Source organism: Methylobacter sp., from assembly GCF_036845245.1.
Classification (GTDB): domain Bacteria; phylum Pseudomonadota; class Gammaproteobacteria; order Methylococcales; family Methylomonadaceae; genus Methylobacter_A.
The window spans coordinates 1-22280 of sequence record NZ_DAIUEH010000069.1 but is presented as its reverse complement, the minus strand read 5'-3'; the positions used below and the strand labels follow the sequence as shown (position 1 = coordinate 22280).

16 protein-coding genes are annotated in these 22280 nt (G+C 50.1%); all 16 read left to right on the top strand.

Annotation, left to right across the window (positions count from 1 at the left end; genetic code table 11):
- Positions 1-125 precede the first annotated feature (125 nt).
- Positions 126-3542 (top strand): mechanosensitive ion channel domain-containing protein, encoded by a 3417-nt coding sequence (locus V7051_RS22005; protein ID WP_333878721.1) that lies wholly within the window; start codon positions 126-128, stop codon positions 3540-3542.
- Between the two features lie 65 nt (positions 3543-3607).
- Entirely contained in the window at positions 3608-4279 is a 672-nt protein-coding gene (locus tag V7051_RS22000; protein ID WP_333878723.1) for a heavy metal response regulator transcription factor, read from the top strand.
- A gap of 3 nt (positions 4280-4282) precedes the next feature.
- Complete coding sequence (locus tag V7051_RS21995) at positions 4283-5638, top strand: heavy metal sensor histidine kinase (RefSeq protein ID WP_333878725.1); 1356 nt, start codon at positions 4283-4285, stop codon at positions 5636-5638.
- A gap of 348 nt (positions 5639-5986) precedes the next feature.
- Entirely contained in the window at positions 5987-6163 is a 177-nt protein-coding gene (locus tag V7051_RS21990) for a DUF3606 domain-containing protein (RefSeq protein WP_333878727.1), read from the top strand.
- A gap of 32 nt (positions 6164-6195) precedes the next feature.
- Complete coding sequence (locus tag V7051_RS21985) at positions 6196-6402, top strand: YodC family protein (RefSeq protein WP_333878729.1); 207 nt, start codon at positions 6196-6198, stop codon at positions 6400-6402.
- Between the two features lie 176 nt (positions 6403-6578).
- Positions 6579-7001 carry a hypothetical protein gene (locus tag V7051_RS21980; protein ID WP_333878731.1) on the top strand — a complete coding sequence of 141 codons (423 nt, stop codon included), beginning with the start codon at positions 6579-6581 and terminating at the stop codon, positions 6999-7001.
- 231 nt (positions 7002-7232) lie between these two features.
- On the top strand, positions 7233-7715 hold the full coding sequence (locus V7051_RS21975; protein ID WP_333878733.1) for an REP-associated tyrosine transposase: 483 nt from the start codon (positions 7233-7235) through the stop codon (positions 7713-7715).
- Positions 7716-7908: 193 nt separating this feature from the next.
- Positions 7909-9345: a TolC family protein gene (locus tag V7051_RS21970; protein WP_333878735.1), complete on the top strand. Its 1437-nt coding sequence runs from the start codon at positions 7909-7911 to the stop codon at positions 9343-9345.
- Positions 9346-9413: 68 nt separating this feature from the next.
- Positions 9414-10463 carry an efflux RND transporter periplasmic adaptor subunit gene (locus V7051_RS21965; protein ID WP_333878737.1) on the top strand — a complete coding sequence of 350 codons (1050 nt, stop codon included), beginning with the start codon at positions 9414-9416 and terminating at the stop codon, positions 10461-10463.
- A gap of 404 nt (positions 10464-10867) precedes the next feature.
- Positions 10868-13966 carry an efflux RND transporter permease subunit gene (locus V7051_RS21960; protein ID WP_333878739.1) on the top strand — a complete coding sequence of 1033 codons (3099 nt, stop codon included), beginning with the start codon at positions 10868-10870 and terminating at the stop codon, positions 13964-13966.
- A gap of 74 nt (positions 13967-14040) precedes the next feature.
- Entirely contained in the window at positions 14041-14982 is a 942-nt protein-coding gene (locus V7051_RS21955; protein WP_333878740.1) for a cation diffusion facilitator family transporter, read from the top strand.
- Positions 14983-15153: 171 nt separating this feature from the next.
- Complete coding sequence (locus tag V7051_RS21950) at positions 15154-15492, top strand: STAS domain-containing protein (protein ID WP_333878742.1); 339 nt, start codon at positions 15154-15156, stop codon at positions 15490-15492.
- 9 nt (positions 15493-15501) lie between these two features.
- The gene (locus V7051_RS21945) at positions 15502-15927 is read left to right on the top strand and encodes an ATP-binding protein (protein WP_333878744.1); all 426 of its coding nucleotides are present in this window, start codon (positions 15502-15504) and stop codon (positions 15925-15927) included.
- A 254-nt stretch (positions 15928-16181) separates the two neighbouring features.
- The gene (locus tag V7051_RS21940) at positions 16182-17108 is read left to right on the top strand and encodes a hypothetical protein (protein ID WP_333878746.1); all 927 of its coding nucleotides are present in this window, start codon (positions 16182-16184) and stop codon (positions 17106-17108) included.
- Positions 16997-18208 (top strand): flavin monoamine oxidase family protein, encoded by a 1212-nt coding sequence (locus tag V7051_RS21935; RefSeq protein ID WP_333878748.1) that lies wholly within the window; start codon positions 16997-16999, stop codon positions 18206-18208. Before V7051_RS21940 ends, V7051_RS21935 begins: the two co-directional genes overlap by 112 nt.
- A gap of 389 nt (positions 18209-18597) precedes the next feature.
- Positions 18598-21945 carry an NAD-glutamate dehydrogenase domain-containing protein gene (locus V7051_RS21930; protein ID WP_333878749.1) on the top strand — a complete coding sequence of 1116 codons (3348 nt, stop codon included), beginning with the start codon at positions 18598-18600 and terminating at the stop codon, positions 21943-21945.
- The last annotated feature ends 335 nt before the right edge of the window (positions 21946-22280 follow it).

Here is a 22280-nt window from a genome sequence, read left to right as displayed (position 1 = left end):
GAAGTCACTAAAATAGTATGCGTCATATTTTCAAAAATACTTTCACAGTCTCTCCCGCTCTGGAACCGGTAAAAACAGTTTACAATGTCATTGTGTATTCATCCTCGGTTGTACCTAAATAATCTATGAAAATCATTAATTTTCCTGCCGCTCAATCAAAAATTTACCCCCTGCTGTTCTTATTACTTATTCTCACCTTGGATTCAACCGGAGCCTGGGCTAAAAGCCCCACGGCTGATGTCGGGAAAAAAAGCGCAACATTTGAAATCAATAAAGACACGCTAAAGGCCAAAATCGAAGCTATTAATACACGGGAAGGACTCGATGAGGCGACAAAATCCAAATTGTTATCGATTTATCAGTCAGCGGAAGATAATTTAGCCAATGCCGACAAGTTTAAAACGCAGATAGCCGACTTTAAGGCGGCTATCAAACAAGCGCCGGAGCAGACCAAAAAGCTGCAAAAGGAACTTGAGCAGACTTTGCTGAAAGTGTCCAAGCAAAAACTGGAGGATTTTGGCCGGATACCGGTTGAGGAACTTGAGCAGCGGCTTATTCTTGAAAAAGGCAAGATCAGCAATCTCGATGAGCAGATAAAGAAGCTTGAAAGTGAGTTGGCTTTGCAAAATAGCCGCCCTCAACTGATTCGCGAAGAAACGGTAGCGGCGCAGCAAGATATAGAAGCGGCGCAGAAAAAGCTGGAAGCCCCGATCGGTAAAGCCGATGCAAAACTGGAAACCGAAGCCAGGCTTGCGCAGCTGAGAACCTTGATTGATTCGCGTGCTGCCGAGCTGAAAATGCTCGATGCCGAAGCGATCAGCAATCCGGCCAGAGTGGAGTTGCTTAAAACCCAGTTTCAGCTGCTGGACATACAAAAGTCGGCGTTAAATCCGGTGGTTACCGCAATCGAAACGCTTACTTTAGACCTGCGGCAGCGGGAAGCGAAACAAATGGAGGATGCGCTCAGTCAGGCGGAAAAGGCGGTTTCCGGCAAGCATCCGCTTATTCAGGAAACTACGCGCGCGAATATTCAATATAGCCGCGACTTGCAGGATATTACGGCAAAAATCGAACAATACACTGAACAAAAAACCAAGGTCGAGGCGCAGGCCGGTGAAATTGAAACCGATTTTAAAAGCGCCGAAAAGAAAATCAGTCTGGCCGGTTTAAGTCCGGCGTTGGGTAAAATCCTGCGAGAGCAGCGGCGTAATTTATCGATTCAGGATGAGGTTAAGCAGCAGTCCCAGGCCATTCAGAACGAAACCGCTGTAACCAGTCTTGCGCAATTCAAGGTTGAAGACAAACTGAAAGAGCTGATAGATGTTGACGCCGTGCTGAACGACATGATGAAACAGCAGGTAGATCCTGCCTTGCCTGCGGATCAACGGATGATGATACAGGCTGAGTTGCGGGTGCTGCTGAATAATCAAAAAGAATTGCTTAACAAGTTGTCCGTCGCTTACGCAACGTATTTGCGCACGTTGGGCGACTTTGATTTTGCCAAACAACAGATGAGTACTCAGGCCGGTAAATTTGCCACTTATTTGGATGAGCGTTTGTTATGGGTGCCCAGTTCCGAACCGATTAGCTTGAGTTATATAGCCGATTTATATCATTCGACGCAATGGCTGTTGTCGCCTTTTAACTGGATGGCATTGATCAAAGATGCTGCTAAGCTAACCCTTTATCACCTGTTTTTGAGTTTTATAGGGATACTGTGTTTGGTCGGTTTGCAGATGAGCAGAGGCTGGGCAAAGTTGCAGTTAACGGCTATCTCAGGCCAAACGGACAGTTTTTATTACACCTTAAAAGCCCTGGCCTACAACTTGATTTTGGTATTGCCGCTACCGTTAATTCTGTATTGCTTAGGCTGGTTTTTGAGCAGCAATATCCAGGTTGTCGACTTCACTAAAGCTATTGGCGAGGGTTTGAAAGGCACCGCACTGCCTTTGTTTTTCCTGCAATTTTTTTACCGCCTGTTTGCCGCCGATGGTATAGCGCGCAAACATTTTCAATGGCAAAAAAACACGGTCATTCTTTTACGCGCCCAGGTTGCCTGGATACGTTTTATTGTGGTGCCGGGAGTGTTCATTATCAGCAGCACCGGCGCATCTAAATTTTCTGTGCACAGTGACAGCATCGGCCGCCTGGCGTTGATCATCATCATGATTGTAATGGCTGTGTTTATTGGCCGGGTATTAAAACCCTCTACCGGATTATTACAGGACTATATCAATAAAGATCCTGAAGGATGGCTGGCTAAACTGCGTTATGTCTGGTATTCGGCCGCCATCTGCGTTCCATTGATTATTATCGGTTTTGCTGTCGCGGGCTATTATTTGAGCGCATTGGAATTGCAGCAAAAGCTCATCATTACCTTGCGATTGATTTTTTTGACTATCATCCTCCATGCCTTGGTATTTCACTGGTTAACACTGGTTAACCGGCAGTTGGCTATCAAAAACGCGATGCAAAAACGCAAAGCCGCAGCGGTTACCGAAAAACATCCGGTAGGGGCGGAAGATCCTGTATTGCCGGTTGATGAACAACAAATCGATATTCCTAAAATAAACGCTCAAACCATCAAGCTGCTTAATGTCTTTATCGGCTTTACGTTGGTGATCGGTTTCTGGATGATCTGGAAAAATATCCTGCCGGCCTTTTCATTCCTTGACCGTATTGAGCTCTGGCAGCATCTGGTCAATATCGACGGCCAGGAAGCCTATCAGCCGGTAACGCTGACCAATCTTATGCTGGCCGGGTTATATGTCTTCATTGCGGTGGTTGCTGTTCGGAATTTTTCCGGCGTCATGGAATTATTGGTATTCAGGCGCTTGTCGATAGAGGCGGGCGGCCGTTATGCGGTTAACCAGCTGGCTAAATATGTTTTATTTTCGATAGGTTTTATCAGCGTCGCCAACGAACTGGGCGGCAGCTGGTCGCAGGTGCAGTGGCTGGTGGCGGCGCTCAGTGTCGGGTTGGGTTTCGGTTTGCAGGAGATCTTCGCCAATCTGGTATCGGGCATTATCCTGTTGTTTGAACGGCCGATCCGGGTCGGCGATACCGTCACCATCGGCACTGTCACCGGCAAAGTCAGCCGAATCCAGATGCGCGCGACTACATTGATAGACATGGATCAAAAAGACCTGATTGTGCCGAATAAAACGTTTATTACCAGTCAGCTGATCAACTGGACGTTAAGCGATCCGATAACCCGGGTGGTAATTCCTGTGGGCATTGCTTACGGTTCCGATATTGAGCTGGCGCATCAAGTCATGATCGATACGGTAAAATCAACGCCTCTGGTGCTTGCAGAGCCTGAGCCGAGCGTGATGTTGGTCGGTTTTGGCGAAAGCTCGCTGAATTTTTCGATTCGTGTCTATGTCAGTGAATTGTCAAATCGCCTACCGGTCACGAATGATATACACATTCGGCTTGAAAAAGCCCTTCGCGAGCATAAGATAGGAATTCCTTTCCTGGAACGGGACATTCAGGTTCTTGCCGTCTCGCCGGGATACGATAAGATAAATCGTGACGCCTAGTAAATTACCGGGCGGTAGTGGGCTGACCAATTGAAAATCCGTGGCCAGCATAGACGAGTCCCTTCATGCGTATTTTAATCGTCGAAGACGAAAAGAAAACCGCCGCCTATCTGCAAAAAGGGCTGACCGAGCAAGGCTTTGTCGTCGATGTCGGCATCGATGGCGAAGCAGGCTTGCTGCTCGCCACGATGATCGAGTACGATCTAATCATTCTCGATGTCATGGTGCCGTTGCGCGATGGCTGGTCTGTACTGAAAGAGCTGCGGCGCGGCGGCAAGCAAACTCCGGTGCTGTTTCTGACCGCGCGCGATTCCATCGACGACCGGGTGAAAGGCCTGGAACTGGGAGCCGACGATTACCTGGTCAAACCTTTCGCCTTTGTCGAATTACTGGCGCGTATTCGCTCCATCCTCCGTCGCGGCCCCGCGCGACAGGCTGAACATTTGACTTTAGCCGATCTTACGCTCGATCCTGTCCGGCACAAGGCATTCCGTAATGGTCAGCGGCTGGATTTATCGCCCAAGGAGTTCGCCTTGCTGTCGCTGTTTTTGCAGCGGCCTGAAGAAGTGCTATCGCGAACGCTGATCGCCGAGCAGGTTTGGGATGTCCATTTCGATAGCGACACCAATATTGTAGACGTGGCGGTGCGCCGCTTGCGGCAGAAAATCGACGACCCGTTTCCGCAAAAACTGCTGCATACTGTTCGGGGAGTAGGTTATGTGCTCGAACAGCGCTAAACCGTGGTCTATTACCGTCAGGCTCACGCTGCTTTACGTCGTTTCAGCATCGGTGATCCTGTTGTCGATCGGCTGGTATCTGCACCAGACGCTGGCGGAAACCCTGGCGCAGGGCAACGGCAATTTCTATTAAAAGAAATCCAGTTATTGCGCACCGTGCTGCTGGAACAGCCGCCCAACCTGGAACGGCTGGCGGATGAACAAAGCGAAGGCATCGATTTACCGGTCAATCGTTATTACTTGAGAATCCTGGATCAAAGCGGGCATAGCCTGATCGAAACGCCGGGTATGGAAGCATTGCCGACGGCAAGGCAGTTTCCGGCGCTTGCCGAGAGCGGGACGGTGCGGAAAATTGCAGATGGGCGAACCTTAATGTTGATGACGGCGTCAAGCAAAACCACGCCGCAGCAAACCATTCAAATTGCACTCGACGTCTCCAGCGAAGCCGAACTTCTTGCTAAATACCGGCACAATCTTATTGGCGCGCTGTTTTTCGGCCTGTTGTTTTCAACCTTGGCCGCCGTTTTTGTTGCGCGGCGCGGCTTAAGCCCTGTGGCCGAAATGACGCGGCATATAGAAGGCATCACTGCCGCCCAACTGGATGAACGGCTGGACCCGGCCGCCGCCCCTAAAGAACTTTCCAACCTGGCATCCGCTTTTAATGCAATGGTATTACGGCTGGCTAAATCCTTCGCCCAGCTCAACCAATTTTCCGCCGATCTGGCCCACGAACTGCGCACACCGATTAACAATCTGATGGGCGCAACCGAGGTCGCTTTGTCCAGACCGCGAAACGCCGACGAGTACCGTGAGATTCTCGAATCCAATCTGGAAGAATACCGGCGCTTGTCGCGAACGGTTGAGACCCTGCTGTTTTTAGCCAGGGCCGAAAACACCGGGATTCCGTTGCGCACAGTTCGCCTGAACGGCAGGGAAGAATTGGAAGCGGTGTGCAGTTACCATGAAGCGATGGCTGAGGAAAAAGGCATTCGTCTGGTCTGCGACGGCCAGGGATTTCTTTATGCCGATGCCCAGCTGTTTAAACGCGTGCTCAGTAACCTGTTGCTTAACGCCCTTCAACATACCCCGAACGGAGGAGAAATCCGCTTGTCATTGGCTTCGGCTGACGACGGCTCGGCAAACGTCAGTGTGCAAGACAGCGGTTGCGGCATTGCGGCGGAATGCCTGCCTAAATTATTCGACCGGTTTTATCGCGTCGACCCCGCACGTTCGGCGGAAGGCACGGGCCTGGGGCTTGCCATCGCCAAATCCATTATGGAACTGCATGGTGGATCGGTGGTTATTCATAGCGAACCCAACCAGGGCACTGTGGTTACTTTGTGTTTTTCTGTCAGGTAAAACTTGATTAATAAGCTATTTCAGTCGGCTCCGAAGTAATGGGTAATTTTCAAAAAAGATTTCACCACGAAGACACGAAGGACACGAAGCGTTGTGAGGTTGGGCCGTAATAATAGAGTGCGGACTTGGTCGAGTGATTTTATGGGGGGCGTCTATGTCGTGTTTGTTTGCACGAATTGTCGCCTTGACTTGCACTCTAGTTTTTAAATCAATAAGATAAATTTAATTAAATAGGGTTATACGACATGCCGCTTGGGTTATTGGACAAATAATGTCGTATATATTACGTTATGCGTGGCTTTTGACCAATGCCATATTGAAATTGGTCGCTCTTTTAGGAATAAAAAAATGTCTGACAACTTGAAAATTCGTCAACCGGAAGACCTAAAACAGATTAATGTTCACGAAGATTGGGAATTACAATACTGGTCAAACAAATTCGGCATAACAAAAGATCAGCTACGGCAAGCCGTACAAAAGGTTGGTACTTATGTCGATGATGTTAAAAACTATTTGAACAAATAACATACTTAAACTTATCAGGCTCAAGAAAAATTATGGAATTCAAACAAGGCGATGTAGTGGAATTAAAATCTGGCGGTCCCCAAATGACTGTCACGGCAGTAGTTGGACAGGATAGTTTGCTTAACATAGCCAAGGTACAAGGTTTTATTGATGGGGATGTTTCGGTTGAGTATTTTTTAAATAACAAACTTGAGCGCGGTATGTTCAAACAAACATCACTCAAACTCGCTAAAGAATGATTTTTTGTTGGGTGGTGGTTCGCCTTTCCAGTAAATTGTCAGCATAACAAACCGGTCAAAGGGACGCGCCGCCCGTTGGCGGTTTTGAAGTCCAGTTTTTTATCAAGGTTCGGCGGCTTCACTAAAGCTCACAGAGCGGCGCCCCCTTACCGTAACGTTAGAGCCAGAGGAAACAAATGCATTGTGATCTTGTAGTTAATACATTAATCGTCCCCAAAACTATATCGGCTACAAACATCGATGATTTCAAAACTCAACTTGAAGCATTGTTAATAGAGTCAAAACAACAAAGAGGAATTGTGTACATATGGAGAACTCAATCTGACATACCAAGATTAAAAGGGAAAAGCCCCATTATTTATATCGGAAAAGCCAATGGAAGCTTATACGATCGCTATATAAACAATATTACCCATGAGGCAAACGAGTATTGGAACAGATACCACCACATAATATCCACCTATGGAAATATTTATATAGAAATATTCGAGTCAAAAGATCCCCCAAAAACTGAAAACAGTTTTTTATTTCAATATCATCAGCAATTTATGGAGTTGCCGCCTATCAATTTGCAGAGCTACAAATATGGCCTGCTCTAACATGGCGCTTAAAGGGACGTGTCGTTTCGTGGCGGTTTTGCAGCCGCGTAGCCGTGTAGGGGACGCATCGCGCCCCATTCTGGAACTCAATCGTACTGGGTTTTAATAACGGAAACGGATTGTCCATTACAATGTTTAAAATAACCCGACCATTTAGGCATTTGTAAATGGGGCGCGATGCGCCCCCTACATGGGATTTGTTTTATGAAATCACATCGGATAGGCTGAATCATGTCGAATTACCGGCGCTGTTACATTCTTGGCGGATCGTACTTTTTCACCGTGGTGACGGAACGGCGGGCGAAAATCTTGGGTAACGATCTGACCAGGGATTTATTACGGGCGGCTTTTCTGGACTGTTTCCAACGCTGGCCGCCGTTTCGGGTGGATGCGATGGTGATGGTGCAGGATCACCTACACGCCATCTGGTCAATGCCTCCGGGTGATGCGGCGTATCCAAAACGCTGGGGCGCGATTAAAAAACATTTCACTGAATCCTGGCTTGCGCTGGGCGGCGCGGAAAAACCCCGCTCGCCGTCCCGCATCGCACATCGTCGACGAGGTGTTTGGCAGCGTTATTATGCTGAGCATACTTTGCGGGATGAACGCGATTACCAACGGCATTTCGACTACATTCATTACAATCCGGTAAAACATGGCTTGGTGGAAAGCCCTCGCGATTGGCCTTATTCGACCTTTCACCGCTGGGTATAACTTGGCGCGTATCATCCTGATTGGGGCTGTTCTTTAGACGGCAGCTTGGATTTTTCGGACATAAATTCGACCTCGGGCGATTAAAAATTCGGGTAAAGAGTGCATCGCGCCCCCATTTCCCGTTTTCAATTCTGACAACATTGTAATCTTCCCGTCATTCTATTGTTGGGAACGGCCTGCTAATATTCCCGGCATGCAACGACTCTTCTACCTGACATTTCTAAGCCTCACGCTGATCGCTTGCGCCAATTTCGAGGATAAGCCGCTAAACGCCGCCGACTCTGCCACGCGCATCGAAACACGCACGTTATCCGATACCGGGCTGCGGAATTTTATCGATAGCGTGATCGTCAACAAAAAAGGGCGGCTGTCCGAAGCCTGGGATATTGATCGGCTAACGTTGGCGGCGATTTATTATCATCCCGACCTTGCGCTGGCTCGGGCCCAGGCCGAGTCGATGGATGCCGCCGTCATTACCGCAGCTCAACGGCCTAATCCCAATATCAATATTTCACCGACCTGGATCAGCAACTTGGTGACGACGGTAGCCCCTTGGATTATCGCCAGCTACGTCAGCATTCCAATCGAAACCGCCGGTAAACGCGGTTTTCGTATCGACAAATCCGAGCATCTGATCGATGCGGCACGCTTGCGGATAGCGGATACCGCTTGGCTAATCCGTGGGCGCTTGCGTCTGGCGATGCTGGAAGTTTACGCGGCACAGGAAGCCGAGCGGCTGTTGCAACAACAATTGGCCATTCAACAATCGATCAGCGAGCGGTTGGAACAACAACTGGCAATCGGCGAAATTACCCGCCCCGAAGTGATTCGTTCGCATCTTGCCTTAAACCAGCTAAAACTAAACCTGAGCGCGGCTCAAAAAAGAAGCGCCGAAAGCAGGGTGTTGCTTGCCGCCGCTATCGGTGTACCGGTTAGTGCGCTGGCAAAGATCGAGTTCGATTTTACCCGGCTTGCCCTGCCGGGCGATTTGAACCTTGTCCCTATCGCCGAACTAAGAGAAACCGCCCTGCGCAAACGTCCCGATGTATTGGCGGCATTGGCCGATTACGCGGCCGCACAATCCGCGTTGCAACTCGAAATCGCCAACCAGTATCCCAACATCCAGGCTAATCCCGGTTATACCTGGGAAGTGGGTGAGCATCGTTGGCTTTTAGGTGCAACGGCGCTGTCTGTACCGATATTGCATCAAAATCAGGGGCCGATTGCCGAGGCTGAGGCTAAACGCCATGAGCTTGCTGTCCGTTTCGAGGCTTTACAGCTGCGTATTCTCGGCGATATCGATCGCGTCCATGCAGGTCTGGCGTCGGTGCTCTCCAAGTGGTCGGCTGCCGAAAAACAAATGCAGATTCAACAACAAAACCTGCATTCAGCCGTGGCCCTGTTCAAAGCCGGAGAAACCGACCGTCCGGCTCTACTCGGCGCGGAACTTGAAAATGCCGTTGCCGAACGCGCCCGTCTGGATGTGCTGGTCGAAACCCAACAGGCACTGAATATGTTGGAAGACACTTTGCGCTATCCCATTGCTTCTGTGCTTACGGCGGCGTTAATTTCCGATTCTGCAATGAAGAATCCGATTCACCACGAAGACACGAAGAACACGAAGAAATAGAACTTCGTGCTCTTCGTGTCTTCGTGGTGATAATTTTTTAAACGATTTTTTGTGGATTTCCTCAATTAATGAAAAATTACAAAATCGCAATACTGACCGCATATATGGTTTGGTACAGCACGGCTGTTTTAGCTGACGAACCGGAACTTGCTACCGAAGTGGCCGTACAGACCGGCAAAATCATCAAGACGACTTTACATCGCTATGTAATGGCTTACGGCACGGTTGAACCGGAACCGGCGACAGGCGGCAATGCATCAGCCAGTTCGAAAATCGCTGCGCCGCTGATGGGTATCCTGACGCAAATCCATTGCGAGGAAGGCCAACAGGTAAAAAAAGGCGCTTTATTGTTCGAGCTGGATACGCGCAGCGCCGATGCGCTGATTGCCAAAGCCGAAGTGGCCGTCGAATTTGCGCAAAAGAATTTTGCCCGCAAACAGCAACTCAATGCGACCGATAACATCTCGCGCAAGCTCTATGACGAAGCCGAGCTACTGCTTCAAACCAGCCGCAAGGATCTGCTCAACGCCCGGACTCAACGCGAGCTATTGCAGATTAGAGCGCCTTTGTCCGGCACCGTGGCAGCCATTCATTTTAAAGTCGGCGAGGCGGTGAACCAGAATACGGTATTGGCGGACTTGATCGACCTGGATCGTCTGGACATCGCTATCCATGTGCCCAGTCAGGAGGCTTCACTGCGCTTGGGGCAACCTGTGGAAATCAACGCCGGTTCGGCAGCAAGCAGCGTAGTGATTCAATCGGGGAAAATTATTTTTATCGGCGTTCAAATCGATCCGCTAACCGATACCGTATTAGTTCGGGCCAGTCTGCAAAACGGCTCCGGCTTGCGACCGGGGCAATTCGTCAATGTGCGTATCATCGCCGAAGAACGTTCGGGCCGTTTGGCGGTTCCGGTCGAAAGCGTGGTGACCAGGGCAGGGGTAAGTATGATTGCCGTGGTTGAGGGCGACAATGCCAAACAGAAAGTCATTCAGCCGAGTCTGCGCGACGGCAATTTGATCGAAATATCCGGCGAAGGTTTACAGAAAGGCATGACTATCGTAACCCAAGGCGTTTACGGCCTGCCGCCGGAAACGCGTATCCGGGTAGTAAAATAATGCGTCCTTCTGAGTTCAGTTCTTTTGCTCTCGTTCCCACGCGCTACGTCACCGCCATTAAGTTAAGAGTTGTAGGAGCGGGCCATGCCCGCGATGAAAGAGCTGCAACGCTGCAATCGTCGCCCAAATGTCGCGGGCGCGGCCCGCTCCTACGGTGTCATTGTCTTCTTAACTAAATGGCAATGACGCGTTGCGTGGGAACGAGGGGAAAAGATGTTTACGTCTTGCCTCCTGAGACGCGTATACGGGTACTGAAATAATGTGCAACAGCATAGATCAATTTAAGTCGGGTTTTTATTCACCGCACACAACTGGAGTGCAAGCTTTGCTTGCGCTTGCAGGCGAAGCCTGCACTCCGATTGCCGTGTTTTTCGCGGGTCAGTCGATTCTTTTGGATGAATAAAATGTCGTGCACTTCTACGTTTGGTTCAGTCGCTATTCGCCACGGCTTGGTCATTGCCTTTCTCTGCGCCGTACTGTGTCTGGCCGGTGCTTATGCGGCGCTGGGCATGCCGTCATCGATTTTTCCCCAGACCAATTTTCCGCGCGTAGTCATCCTGATCGACAATGGCGTGATGCCTGCCAACGAGATGATGGCGACCATTACCCGCCCGGTCGAGGAAGCCATGAAAGACATTCCCGGCGTGCGCACCGTGCGCTCGAAAACCGGGCGCGGCTCGGCGGAAATCAACGTATTTTTCACTTGGCAAACGGACATGGTGCAGGCGGAGCTTTTTGTCCAGGGCCGACTTGCGGTCGTGCAAAAAGCGCTACCGGCTACCGCAAACTCGGCGGTGTGGCGACTCACTTTTGCCGCCTTTCCGGTGGTCGGCCTCAGCCTGACCGGCCCCGATTACTCGCTTACCGAACTTTGGGAAACTGCGCGCTATACGCTTCAACCGCGCTTGTTGCGCATACCCGGCGTGGCTCGCATGGGCATTGTCGGCGGAAGGGCGCCGGAATATCACGTTATTGTCGATCCATTACGCTTGCAAGCCGTGAATTTGAGCCTCGCTCAAGTGACCGATGCGCTGCTCAGGAACAATCTGATCGCGCCGACCGGCATGCTGGAGGAAGACTATAAACTCTACCTGACGGTGGTGGACGGCCGCGTTCGTACTGTCGAAGAGTTGGAAAACCTGACAGTTTTGGTGTCCGGCAATACGCCGATTGCCGGAGTCGCACAAACGGTTGCGGCCGGAGCCCATCCGATCCGAATCAAGGATTTTGCGCGGGTTGAGCGCACGCAGGAACCGGCCTTCAACATCGTCACCGCGAACGGCGTCAATGCCGTGCTGCTTAATGTCTACAGCCAGCCGGACGGCAGCACCCTCGACATCGCCAAGCAGCTGAAACAGGAACTGGAATCGCTGAAAAAAGTTTTGCCGCCGGGCATGCAGGCTACAGTTTTCTATGATCAGTCGCTGTTAGTGGGCGATTCGATCCAGAGCGTTTGGGAGGCCATCTTTTTAGGGCTGATGCTTTCCATCGTCATTATTTACGTATTCCTGAAAAATTGGGGAGCCACATTGATTGCCGCGATAGTCATTCCGGCTACGGTTTTGATGACCCTGCTCATGCTGCGCGTCATGGGACTGGGTTTTAACTTAATGACGCTGGGCGGGATTGCTGCCGCGATCGGCCTGATTATCGATGACGCGATTGTGGTGGTGGAAGCGGTTCATGCCAGGATTAGCACTGGCGAGCACCGTCTGGCGGCGGTGCGGCAAGCTTTGGCGGAGATTTTCCGGCCGTTGCTGGCTTCGACGCTGACCCCGGTCGTGGTGTTCATCCCGCTGGCGTTTCTGGATGGTGTTGCCGGTTGTTTTTTCCGGTCCTTGGCTTTGACGATGGTGGTGTCGCTGCTGACCTCGCTGGTGTTGGCGGTCACGCTGATTCCGTCGGTGGCGGCTTGGTGGATGCCAATAGTTAAGCCGCGGACCCGTCAAAGTTGGCTTGATAAGCTGATTGAAGGCTACGAGAGAGTGTTACGTGCAGCGCTCAGACAGACGGGAAAAGTTTTGACCGGCTGCGTATTGATATTGACACTGGGCATCTGGCTATACGGACGGCTGGAAAGCGAGTTCCTGCCCTTTATGGATGAAGGCGGTTTCGTACTGGATTACCGCGCTCCTTGGGGAACCAGTCTGGCCGAAACCGACCGGCAATTGCGCCAGGCCGAGACTATCCTACGAGCCATGCCTGAGTTGGAAAGTTATTCGCGGCGCACCGGCGCGCGGCTGGCTTTAGGGATTTCACAAGCGCACATGGGCGATTTTTTGGTCAAATTAAAACCGGAACGCCAGCGTAAAACCGATGAGGTCGTTGCCGATCTGCGTAAGCAACTTCATGTTGCGGTGCCTGGAATCGAGTGGGAGTTTGCAGGTATTCTCAATGACTTGATCGGCGATTTGACTTGGTCGCCACGGCCTATCGAGATCAAGCTTTTTTCGACCGATGTCGAGTGGCTCAAGCAAAAAGCGCCGCAAGTCGAAGCCGAACTTAAAAGAATAGAAGGTGTCGTCGATACCTTCGACGGCCTGGAAACCACCGGCCCGTCGTTGAGTCTGCATATGCGCGGTAGCGACGCGCAACGCTTCGGCATGACTGTTAACGATGTGGCTTTGGCGGTCAGCACAGCCATGCTTGGGCAAAAAGCGTCTTATGTATTGGAAGGCGACCGGGTTGTAAATATCCGGGTCAGAATGAACACCGATACGACCGGCCAAATCGCCAATCTGCGTGAATTACCGTTGCGGTCTTTAGACGGCAGGACGGTGAAGGTGTCGCAAGTGGCGGATATCATCGCCGAACCGGGACAATTGGAACTGCACCGCGAAGACTTGCGGCAACTGGTGGCTGTTTCCGCTCGTTTGGAAAACCGCGATCTGGGTAGCGCGATAGCCGAAATCAAGGCCAAGCTCAGCCAGGATCAAACTTTGCCGCCGGGTGTGTTGGAATTTGGCGGTCTGTATCAACAGCAGCAGGAATCTTTTCATAATTTGCTGGTAGTGTTATTAGCCTCCCTATTTTTAGTATTCACCGTGTTGTTGGTCGAATTCGGCTCATTTTACGAACCTATCGCTATTGTGTTCGGTTCCGTGCTGGCGCTGTGCGGCACCGTTCTGGCTTGGTATATGACCGGCACGTCGATCAATATCGTATCGTTGTTGGGCGCCATCATCGGCATTGGCGTGGTCGCCAAAAACGGCATCCTGATGCTGGATTCGGTACACCGCTTCGAAGCGCAAGGTGCCAATCTGGCTAATGCGCTGGTAGAATCGGGACGGCGGCGTTTGCGGCCGGTGTTAATGACATCGCTGGCGGCGGCGTTGGGGCTGCTGCCTTTAGCTTACGGCATCGGTGCCGGATCGGATATGCTGAAACCTTTGGCTATCGCGGTGATTGGCGCGCTGACGCTTTCCGTGCTACTGTCGCTAATCGCTACGCCGACGGTTTATTTTGCGCTGCGAACGCTCAAAAAATCAGATGATATAAACTAAAAGCCGGAACCGCCGACGGCGAAAAGAGTTCACAAGATCACAAGCTACTTTGTCGAATGAGGATTTATTAAGTAATGGCACATCATCACGAACACGATCATTCAGCAGGACACCATCACGGCATCCCGAATAACCTGGGGCGTACTTTCATATTCACCATTTTGCTCAATCTGGCATTTGTAGGGGTTGAGTTTGTTTATGGCTTCATCGCCAACTCAACGGCATTAATGGCCGATGCGGGGCATAATGCATCCGACGTGCTTGGCCTGCTGTTGGCGTGGGGGGCGGTCATTTTAGCGCGCAGGCAGCCCAGTCAACGTTACACCTACGGACTGCGCAGCACTTCGATTCTGGCGGCATTCGCTAACGCGGCATTACTCTTGGTCGCATCCGGAGCGATTGCCTTAGAAGCCATTCAGCGCTTTTCGCAACCACCGACAGTAGCCAGTTTAACGGTATCGATTGTGGCGGCGGTTGGTATCGTCATCAATGGATTATCCGCGTGGCTGCTGATGAAAGGCGGCAAAGAAGATTTAAACATCCGAGGCGCTTATCTGCACATGGTGGCGGATACTGCGGTATCGCTCGCGGTGGTCATAACCGGTTTGGCGATGTTTCATTCGGGCTGGTACTGGCTCGACCCGGCCATTAGTTTAGCGATTGTGGTCGTGATCGTAATCGGCACTTGGGGCTTGCTGCGTGATGCGCTGCAATTGGTTTTGAGTGCTGTGCCCGGACAGGTCAATGCGCCTGCAATTGATTTGTACCTGCGCCAATTGGGCGGTGTAACCGATATTCATGATTTGCATATTTGGGGCTTGAGCACCACCGAAACAGCGTTGACGGTTCATTTGGTTATGCCCGGCGGCTATCCAGGCGATGAATTTATGGATGACATCGCGCAAACACTGAAAGAACGGCATTCCGTTCATCACAGTACCTTGCAAATCGAACAAGGTACAACCAATCACACCTGTTCATTGACTGCAACCGCGTCCCGACAGCACAACCATTAAGTCCGGCATGTTATTTCAATGGCATCACTAAATAAACAATATGTTGAGTTATCTCGGTTATTAGAGGAAAGTGCATTTTTGAGCGGAATCTAAGATTTGTAATATTGTTTATGGTGCTATGATTCGGTTATAGAATTTGTTCCTAACGTTCATCATACTTAAGAAAAACCAATGAATTTAAATCTGGAAAAAATGAATGACTATACCGTCCTTTTTATCAAGGAAGAAAGGATAGATGCGCATAATTCAGGAGAATTAAAAGAAGCTATTTTGCATCTGATAGAGCAAGGTCAAGTCAAAATTATTGTCCAACTCGAACATGTGCGTTTTATTGACAGCTCCGGTTTGGGCGCGTTGCTGTCGGGCTACAAAAATGCAGCGACCCGGTCGGGCAAGCTGGCTTTAGCCAATATGCAGCAACAGGTATTATCAATGTTTGAGTTAACCCGCTTAAACAGGGTTTTTGATATCTATGCTGATTTAAATGAGGCTTTTGAAGGCGAGGCCTAGAGGTTTGATATGTGTAATTCGATTATTCAGGTAGAGGTAACCATTCCGACGCAAACCAAATATCTGGATTTGATCGGAAGTATCGGTGAGCATATAGCGAAAGAACTGGACAAGTTTTCCGGTGATCGGGAGGCGCTGGCTTATCATTTAAATCTGGTGCTAACGGAAGCGACCATTAACGCGATCAAACACGGAACACAGGCGAGTCCTGATGATACCGTCAAAATCACCATCACTATTCAGGAAAATGAATTGAACATCAAGGTGTATGACCACGGGCAGGGCTTCGATTTGGAATCTGTGCCGCTTCCGGATTTTGATCAACCTAAAGAAGGCGGCATGGGGATATTTTTTATCCGCACCTTGATGGACTCGGTGAGTTATACCCGGCAGGGCGACTGCAATGTGCTGGAAATCATAAAATATTTGAGCTGAAAAAATCCCCTCAACTTCCTCAGACTTGTACATTCGAAAAATCAGGCTTTGAGCTTACAAAAAACAGTGCGTTTGTCGTATTTGTGACAGTGAACTCATGATCCGGCGCGTTGCAATAATCGTGCGAAGAAGTGTTGCCGCTTGGCTTAAGTCAGCTACTCACACGGCCACTGATAGGTTGGCCTCATTATTGTATGTCTTCCCACTTACCGCAATTCGATAACCGACAAGGGACATGCAACGGCTTTCATACCATGAATAATCTTTTTACGCTTCATCCTGTCCGTCACGATCCGATTGCCGAGGTGCCGCTGATTCATCCGGGTTACCGCTATCGAATGACAGTGCCGGAGCATTCGAATCACCTTATTGATCTCGATTATCAGCACAGTGGAATCATCGGCGGCTATCGGCTGAGTGCCGGTTCGGCGGATATCGAACCTGTTGATTTAAGCGCGCAACCGCCGCAGTGTTTCGTTTGGGATACCGATTATCTTAGCCCCACCGTTAGCGCTTGGCTGCAACCTGATCCTGAACATCCCCGTTCGATGCATCCTAACTGTTTAACATTAAGGGATGCGGCCTTGGAAGAGCCCGAGGTTCGTGTGTTGGATAACCGGCCTGTCCTCAGTATTTCTCCCCGCTTCGAACTGGAATGGTCGACCGCGGCTTTCGCCAGCCAACTCGGCTTGGTGCAGCTGGTGGAATCGTCGAGAACGCTACAGTTTGAAGACGGCGAATCTTTAGTCTTGCTCGATACCGAATCGGCAAACGCCGGCCCCGTTTTGTATCTAAGCGATCCGGCCGATAACTTGGCAGTCAAACCGGTTTGCGCTTTTCAGCAGCGCGGCGATAAACAACGTTTTGGTTTTACGACTGAGGTGACGCAAGTCATTCCTGCCGAATTCAAAGGCAAAGCGGTCGTATCCGTCAGCGTTCTGGAGAAATATACCTGGTATTTCATACAAAACGCCGCGCCCGACGATGCTGAGCGGCATATTTGGGTGCCGGTGCATTTACCGGTCGTTTGGGGTTGGAGCATCCGGGTTCAGCAGCGTCATGACGGCGATTGGGATATTTTCCGGAAGAAATTGATCATGCCGACATCTACAACCGAAGATCCAAGATTACCGCGCTGGCACAGCAACACCTTGCTATGCAGCGCAACAACCGGAGACTGAAGCGCATGTTGGACGTTGCGATTATTGGCGCCGGACTTTCCGGCTTATCGTTGGCCGAACGGCTATTTGACGGTAATCGTAACATCGCGGTATTTGAAGCCAGGGACCGTTGCGGCGGGCGGATTCTTTCGCATTCGATAACATCGGCATCGGGAGATTCAGCTTTTGAAGTCGATCTGGGACCGACTTGGCTATGGCCCGGCCACCAACCGCGCATCACTGCGTTGGCAGCACGCTTGGGCTTGGAACTGTTCCGGCAATGGGATCGCGGCCATAGTTTGTATCAAATTGATCACGATGAGGCGCCGCTTATGTTTACCGATGCCGAGACATCGGACAGCGCAGCATGGCGAATTAAAGGCGGTTGCCGCCAATTGACCGACGGTTTATTGCAACGGCTGCCGGATTCCATGCTGCATCTGCAACATCGTTTACTGAAGCTAACCGATCGCGAAAGTTATGTTGACCTGGAGTTTGCAACCGGAAATGGCCAAACGTTTTATCAGGCGAAGCAGGTGGTTTTGGCCGTACCGCCGCGGCTGTTGGCCGACAGCGTCGTTTTCGAACCGGAACTGGCGTTGAAACTTGTCCGGCTTATGCAGGACACGCCGACCTGGATGGCCGGACATGCTAAAGCAATACTGGTCTATCAAACGGCTTTCTGGCGTGGCTTGGGCTATTCCGGGAACGCCTTGCTGCCTTATCCGGGCGCGGTGTTGGCTGAAGTTCACGATGCCTGTTCCGAACAGGACGGAACGGCCGCCTTATTCGGTTTCTTCGGCCTTTCCGCCGTTACCAGGGAGCGTTACCGCGACAATCTTGAAGACTTGGTCGTGCAGCAAATGACACGGCTGTTCGGTGCTGCGGCGGCCAACCCATTACAGATCATTGTCCAGGATTGGAGTCTGGAACCGTTTACCTCGACTCAACACGATCACGCGCCGTTGACCAGTCACCCGGTCTACGGTCATCGCTCATTATGTTTGGATCACTGGCAAGACAAGCTGTATTTTTGCGGGACCGAAACTGCGCAGGCAGCCGGCGGCTATCTCGAAGGGGCGCTGGAAGCAAGTGATCGGGTTTTTACGGCAATAAACTAAGGCCCAACTCCATCGCTAATCCCACGTATAAAAAACAATACGAACATTGACTCGCCCAGAGCTTTCACGGCAATAATGCATTGCTTCTCTAATCAGTCATGCCCAAATTCAATCCGACTTTATCCGCTCCCTTTTCGCCTCGTCGTGCAATAATGACAGGCTGAAGATACGAATTTAAACGGATAGGTTCAGAAAACAAGTTCGTTATATACTTTTTATTATAAAATCTAAAAGATTTATCAGCCCAATCCGTGCAATCCGTTGACTTGCATGGACAGGAAATGATCCAGCCAGCTCCTCTGCATTTCACACAGCCTTGTGGGGAATGCAGAGGCAATTGCCGGGTACTGTTTTTTTTAATTACTGAATAGCTACAGGTGGATAAGCAATTGAACAGACATGTCAAAACCTGGCCGATTGCCTTGCAGCGTATCGCTGAAAGGGCCTTGGGCAAACAAACCGGTCAGCTGCTCTGGCAAAAATACCATACAGCATTTTCAGCTGAATATAAGGAGCTGGTTTCGCCGCGTTATGCGCTGAAAGATATACTTCATCTTGAACAGGTCCTGGCGACGAACATTCCACGCATCAGCCTGCTTAACCCCAGCAAGAGAGTCGCTCAGTACCGGTTGCATTTTTACAGTCGAAAACTGCGTTATCTGGATGAATATATTCCGGTTCTGGAGAATATGCATTTAAGGGTGATCGATCAGGTGCAGTTTTCAATTACGGTCGATGGCATTCCCCTGTTTATTAAAAGTTTCACCATTAAGGCGGTAAAAACGCAGTTTGCTTCCTTCACCGCCTTAAGAAGCCGAATGCTGGAAACCATTGAAGTGATCATGGATGGGACCGTTGAAAATGATGCGCTCAACAAACTGTGCATCCTGACCGGCTTGGCTTGGCAGGAAATCGACGTACTCAGGGCTTACCGGAACTATTATCTGCAACTGGGTCATCGAACCACTCGAGCCAGCATTCATCATGCCTTGATTAACAACCCGCAAGTTGCGCTCTGCCTGTTTAATAAATTCGAAGCGAGATTTAGGCCGAATCCTGATTGGGATGATCCTGTCGTCAGGGAAGAACAAATATTATTTCCGTTGCGTCTGCAATTGATGGAAGCCATCGCATCGGTTTCGGATATCAATGATGACCGGATTCTACGCACCCTGTTTAACTTGATTAATTCCACAATGCGCTGTAATTTTCATACGCGTCGCGGTTCGGCCGATTATTTCATCGCTTTTAAAGTTAACAGCCTGGGCATTATCGAGATGCCGGCTCCCAAACCCCAAAACGAGATTTATGTCCATGCTGTCGATATGGAAGGCATTCATTTGCGTAGCGGAAAAGTTTCCCGTGGCGGTATCCGCTGGTCTGATCGTCCCGATGATTTCAGAACCGAAATTCTGGGACTGATGCAAACTCAAATCAGCAAAAATGCGCTGATCATCCCGACAGGAGCCAAGGGTGGGTTTGTCGTTAAAAAGAATGGCTTAAAGTCCTCGGTTCCAAGTTCCGGTCCGGAAATGAAAGAAGCCGGAAAAAAAGCCTACCTCACGTTGATACGCGGTTTGCTCGATTTAACCGACAATTACATCGATGATAAGGTCGTCAAGCCCCAGAACATCGTCTGTTACGACGATCCCGATCCCTATTTGGTTGTGGCTGCCGATAAAGGCACCGCACAGTTTTCGGATATTGCCAACGCCGTTTCGGCGGAATACCAATTCTGGCTCGGCGATGCCTTTGCCAGCGGCGGTTCGCATGGTTACGACCATAAAGCGCTGGGTATTACGGCTCGCGGCGCCTGGGAATGCATCAAACGTCATTTTCGTGAGTTAGGCAAAGACATACAAAGCGAAGCTTTTACCGTCATCGGTATCGGCAGCATGGACGGCGATGTGTTCGGCAACGGCATGTTGCTGTCGCCTTATATCCGGCTATTGGCGGCTTTTAGCGGCCAGCATATTTTTATCGATCCGAATCCGCCCGATAGCGATGCGCCATTTAATGAACGCAAGCGTTTGTTCGAGTTGCCGGGTTCCAGTTGGGATGATTATGACAGGACGCTTATTTCGGAAGGCGGCGGCGTTTATCCCAGATCGGCCAAAGATATTCCGGTTTCCGCCGAGCTGAGAAAATGGCTGGGCGTTCGTTATAAATCGCTGGATGGCGAATCCCTGATCCGTTATTTGTTGAGGATGCCGGTGGAATTGTTATGGCTGGGCGGTATCGGCACTTACGTAAAAGCCGGCACGGAAAAACATGAGGATGTCGGGGACCGGGCTAATGATAACGTGCGGGTCGATGCAGCCGATTTAGGTGCCAGCGTCGTTGGCGAAGGCGCTAATCTCGGCTTCACCCAAAAAGCGCGGATTGAATACAGCCTGAGGGGAGGGCGCATTAACACCGATGCAATCGATAACTCGGCAGGCGTCGATACTTCCGATCATGAAGTGAATTTAAAAATTCTCTTGGTCGGCCTGCAAAAGAAAAACCTGATCGCTGATTACCAACCGCTGTTTATCAGCATGACCCAGGATGTTTGCCAGTTGGTGCTGGCCGATAATATCGCGCAAAGCCTTTGCTTATCGTTGGAAGAACTGCGCTGCGCGGAAGATCCGGCTGTTTTTTTGCAGCTGGCCGAGCGTTTGGAAACCACCGGTTTTTTCGATAGAGCCGTTGAGTTCTTTCCGCCCAGTAAAGAAGTCATGTCCCGGCCCGGACAAGTCATCACCCGGCCAGAGCTGGCTGTATTGATGGCGGCAAGCAAAATGTACCTGACCCAGTTGCTGCTGGACCAAACGACCTTGTTGCAGGACGAGTGTTACAACGGTTATTTGCAGGCTTATTTTCCCGAGCAGGTCAACAAACAGTACGCAAACTATCTGTCAGGCCACCCGTTGGCTCGTGAAATTAAAGCCACGCTGATCAGCAATAAAGTCATCAACCAGACCGGTTGCGGTTTTTTAAGCCTGGATGCCGACAGCGCTTACACCCTGGATCATGTGACCTGTTACCTGACTTTCGATCGGGTTTTAAACGGCGACGCATTGAGGAAGGCCGTTAGTGCGCTGGACAATAAAATAGCGGCCGACACGCAATATCAGTTATTGATGAAACTGGAAAGCACCTTGACCGGTTTTTGCCGTTGGGCCTTAATGCAAGGCAAAAAAATCCGGCCGAATGCACAGACGGTTACCTGTTATAGCCGCCATTTAAAAGACTATGAACGCTATTTTAAAAGCGACTACGCCGAGTTCAACGAGCAGATGGAGCAATATCGGCAAAACGGCATTCCCGATCAACTGGCGTTTAGGATAGTATTTATAGCCAGCCTCAACGATTTCCCGCTGATCGTTTCATTGGCCGCCGAAACCGGACAGAAATTTGTTGCTATCCTGAAACTGTTCAACGACATAAACGTTTATCTGGGATTGCGCGAGGTCAATGAACAATTGGCGAAAATACCCATGCATGATTATTGGGAACGCAAAGTATTGAATGAATTGCAAGAGGATATGAAGCGAGTAATCACGCTGGTGATTAAAGGCATTCTTGCGAGCAAGTCTGAAACTTGCGTCGACTACTTCGAACAGCCGGATAAAAAACAGAAAATCAACCGATACCGGCGAATTTATCAGGAAATCAGCAATGCATTACCGGTTAACCTGTTTCCTTATATTGCTTTAACCAAGGAGTTGGAGCATTTGGTTGATGGTGGTTTGTAAAGGGGTAAGTATTTATCCTTTCGTGTTTCCACGAGTTGAGTCATTGGCATTAAGTTAATGGGCATACATATTTTGTGGGCGTGAATAAATTCGCGCCCACGGTATTCCAACATAGGCAGTGACGCTGTACATGGAAACCAAGCGAAATTAATTGCAAAACGAATAAAGTAGCATTCTAAGAATGGCTTCAAAATCAGCCTCGCTCCAATACGTTGAAAGATCCGGCTAATAGTTCCAGCCAAAATAATCTTCGAAATTCAAGCGAAACATCGCAGCACGTGATTTTATCGATCAAATGATAAATGGCGGCAACCTCCTCAAATTCGTGACGAATA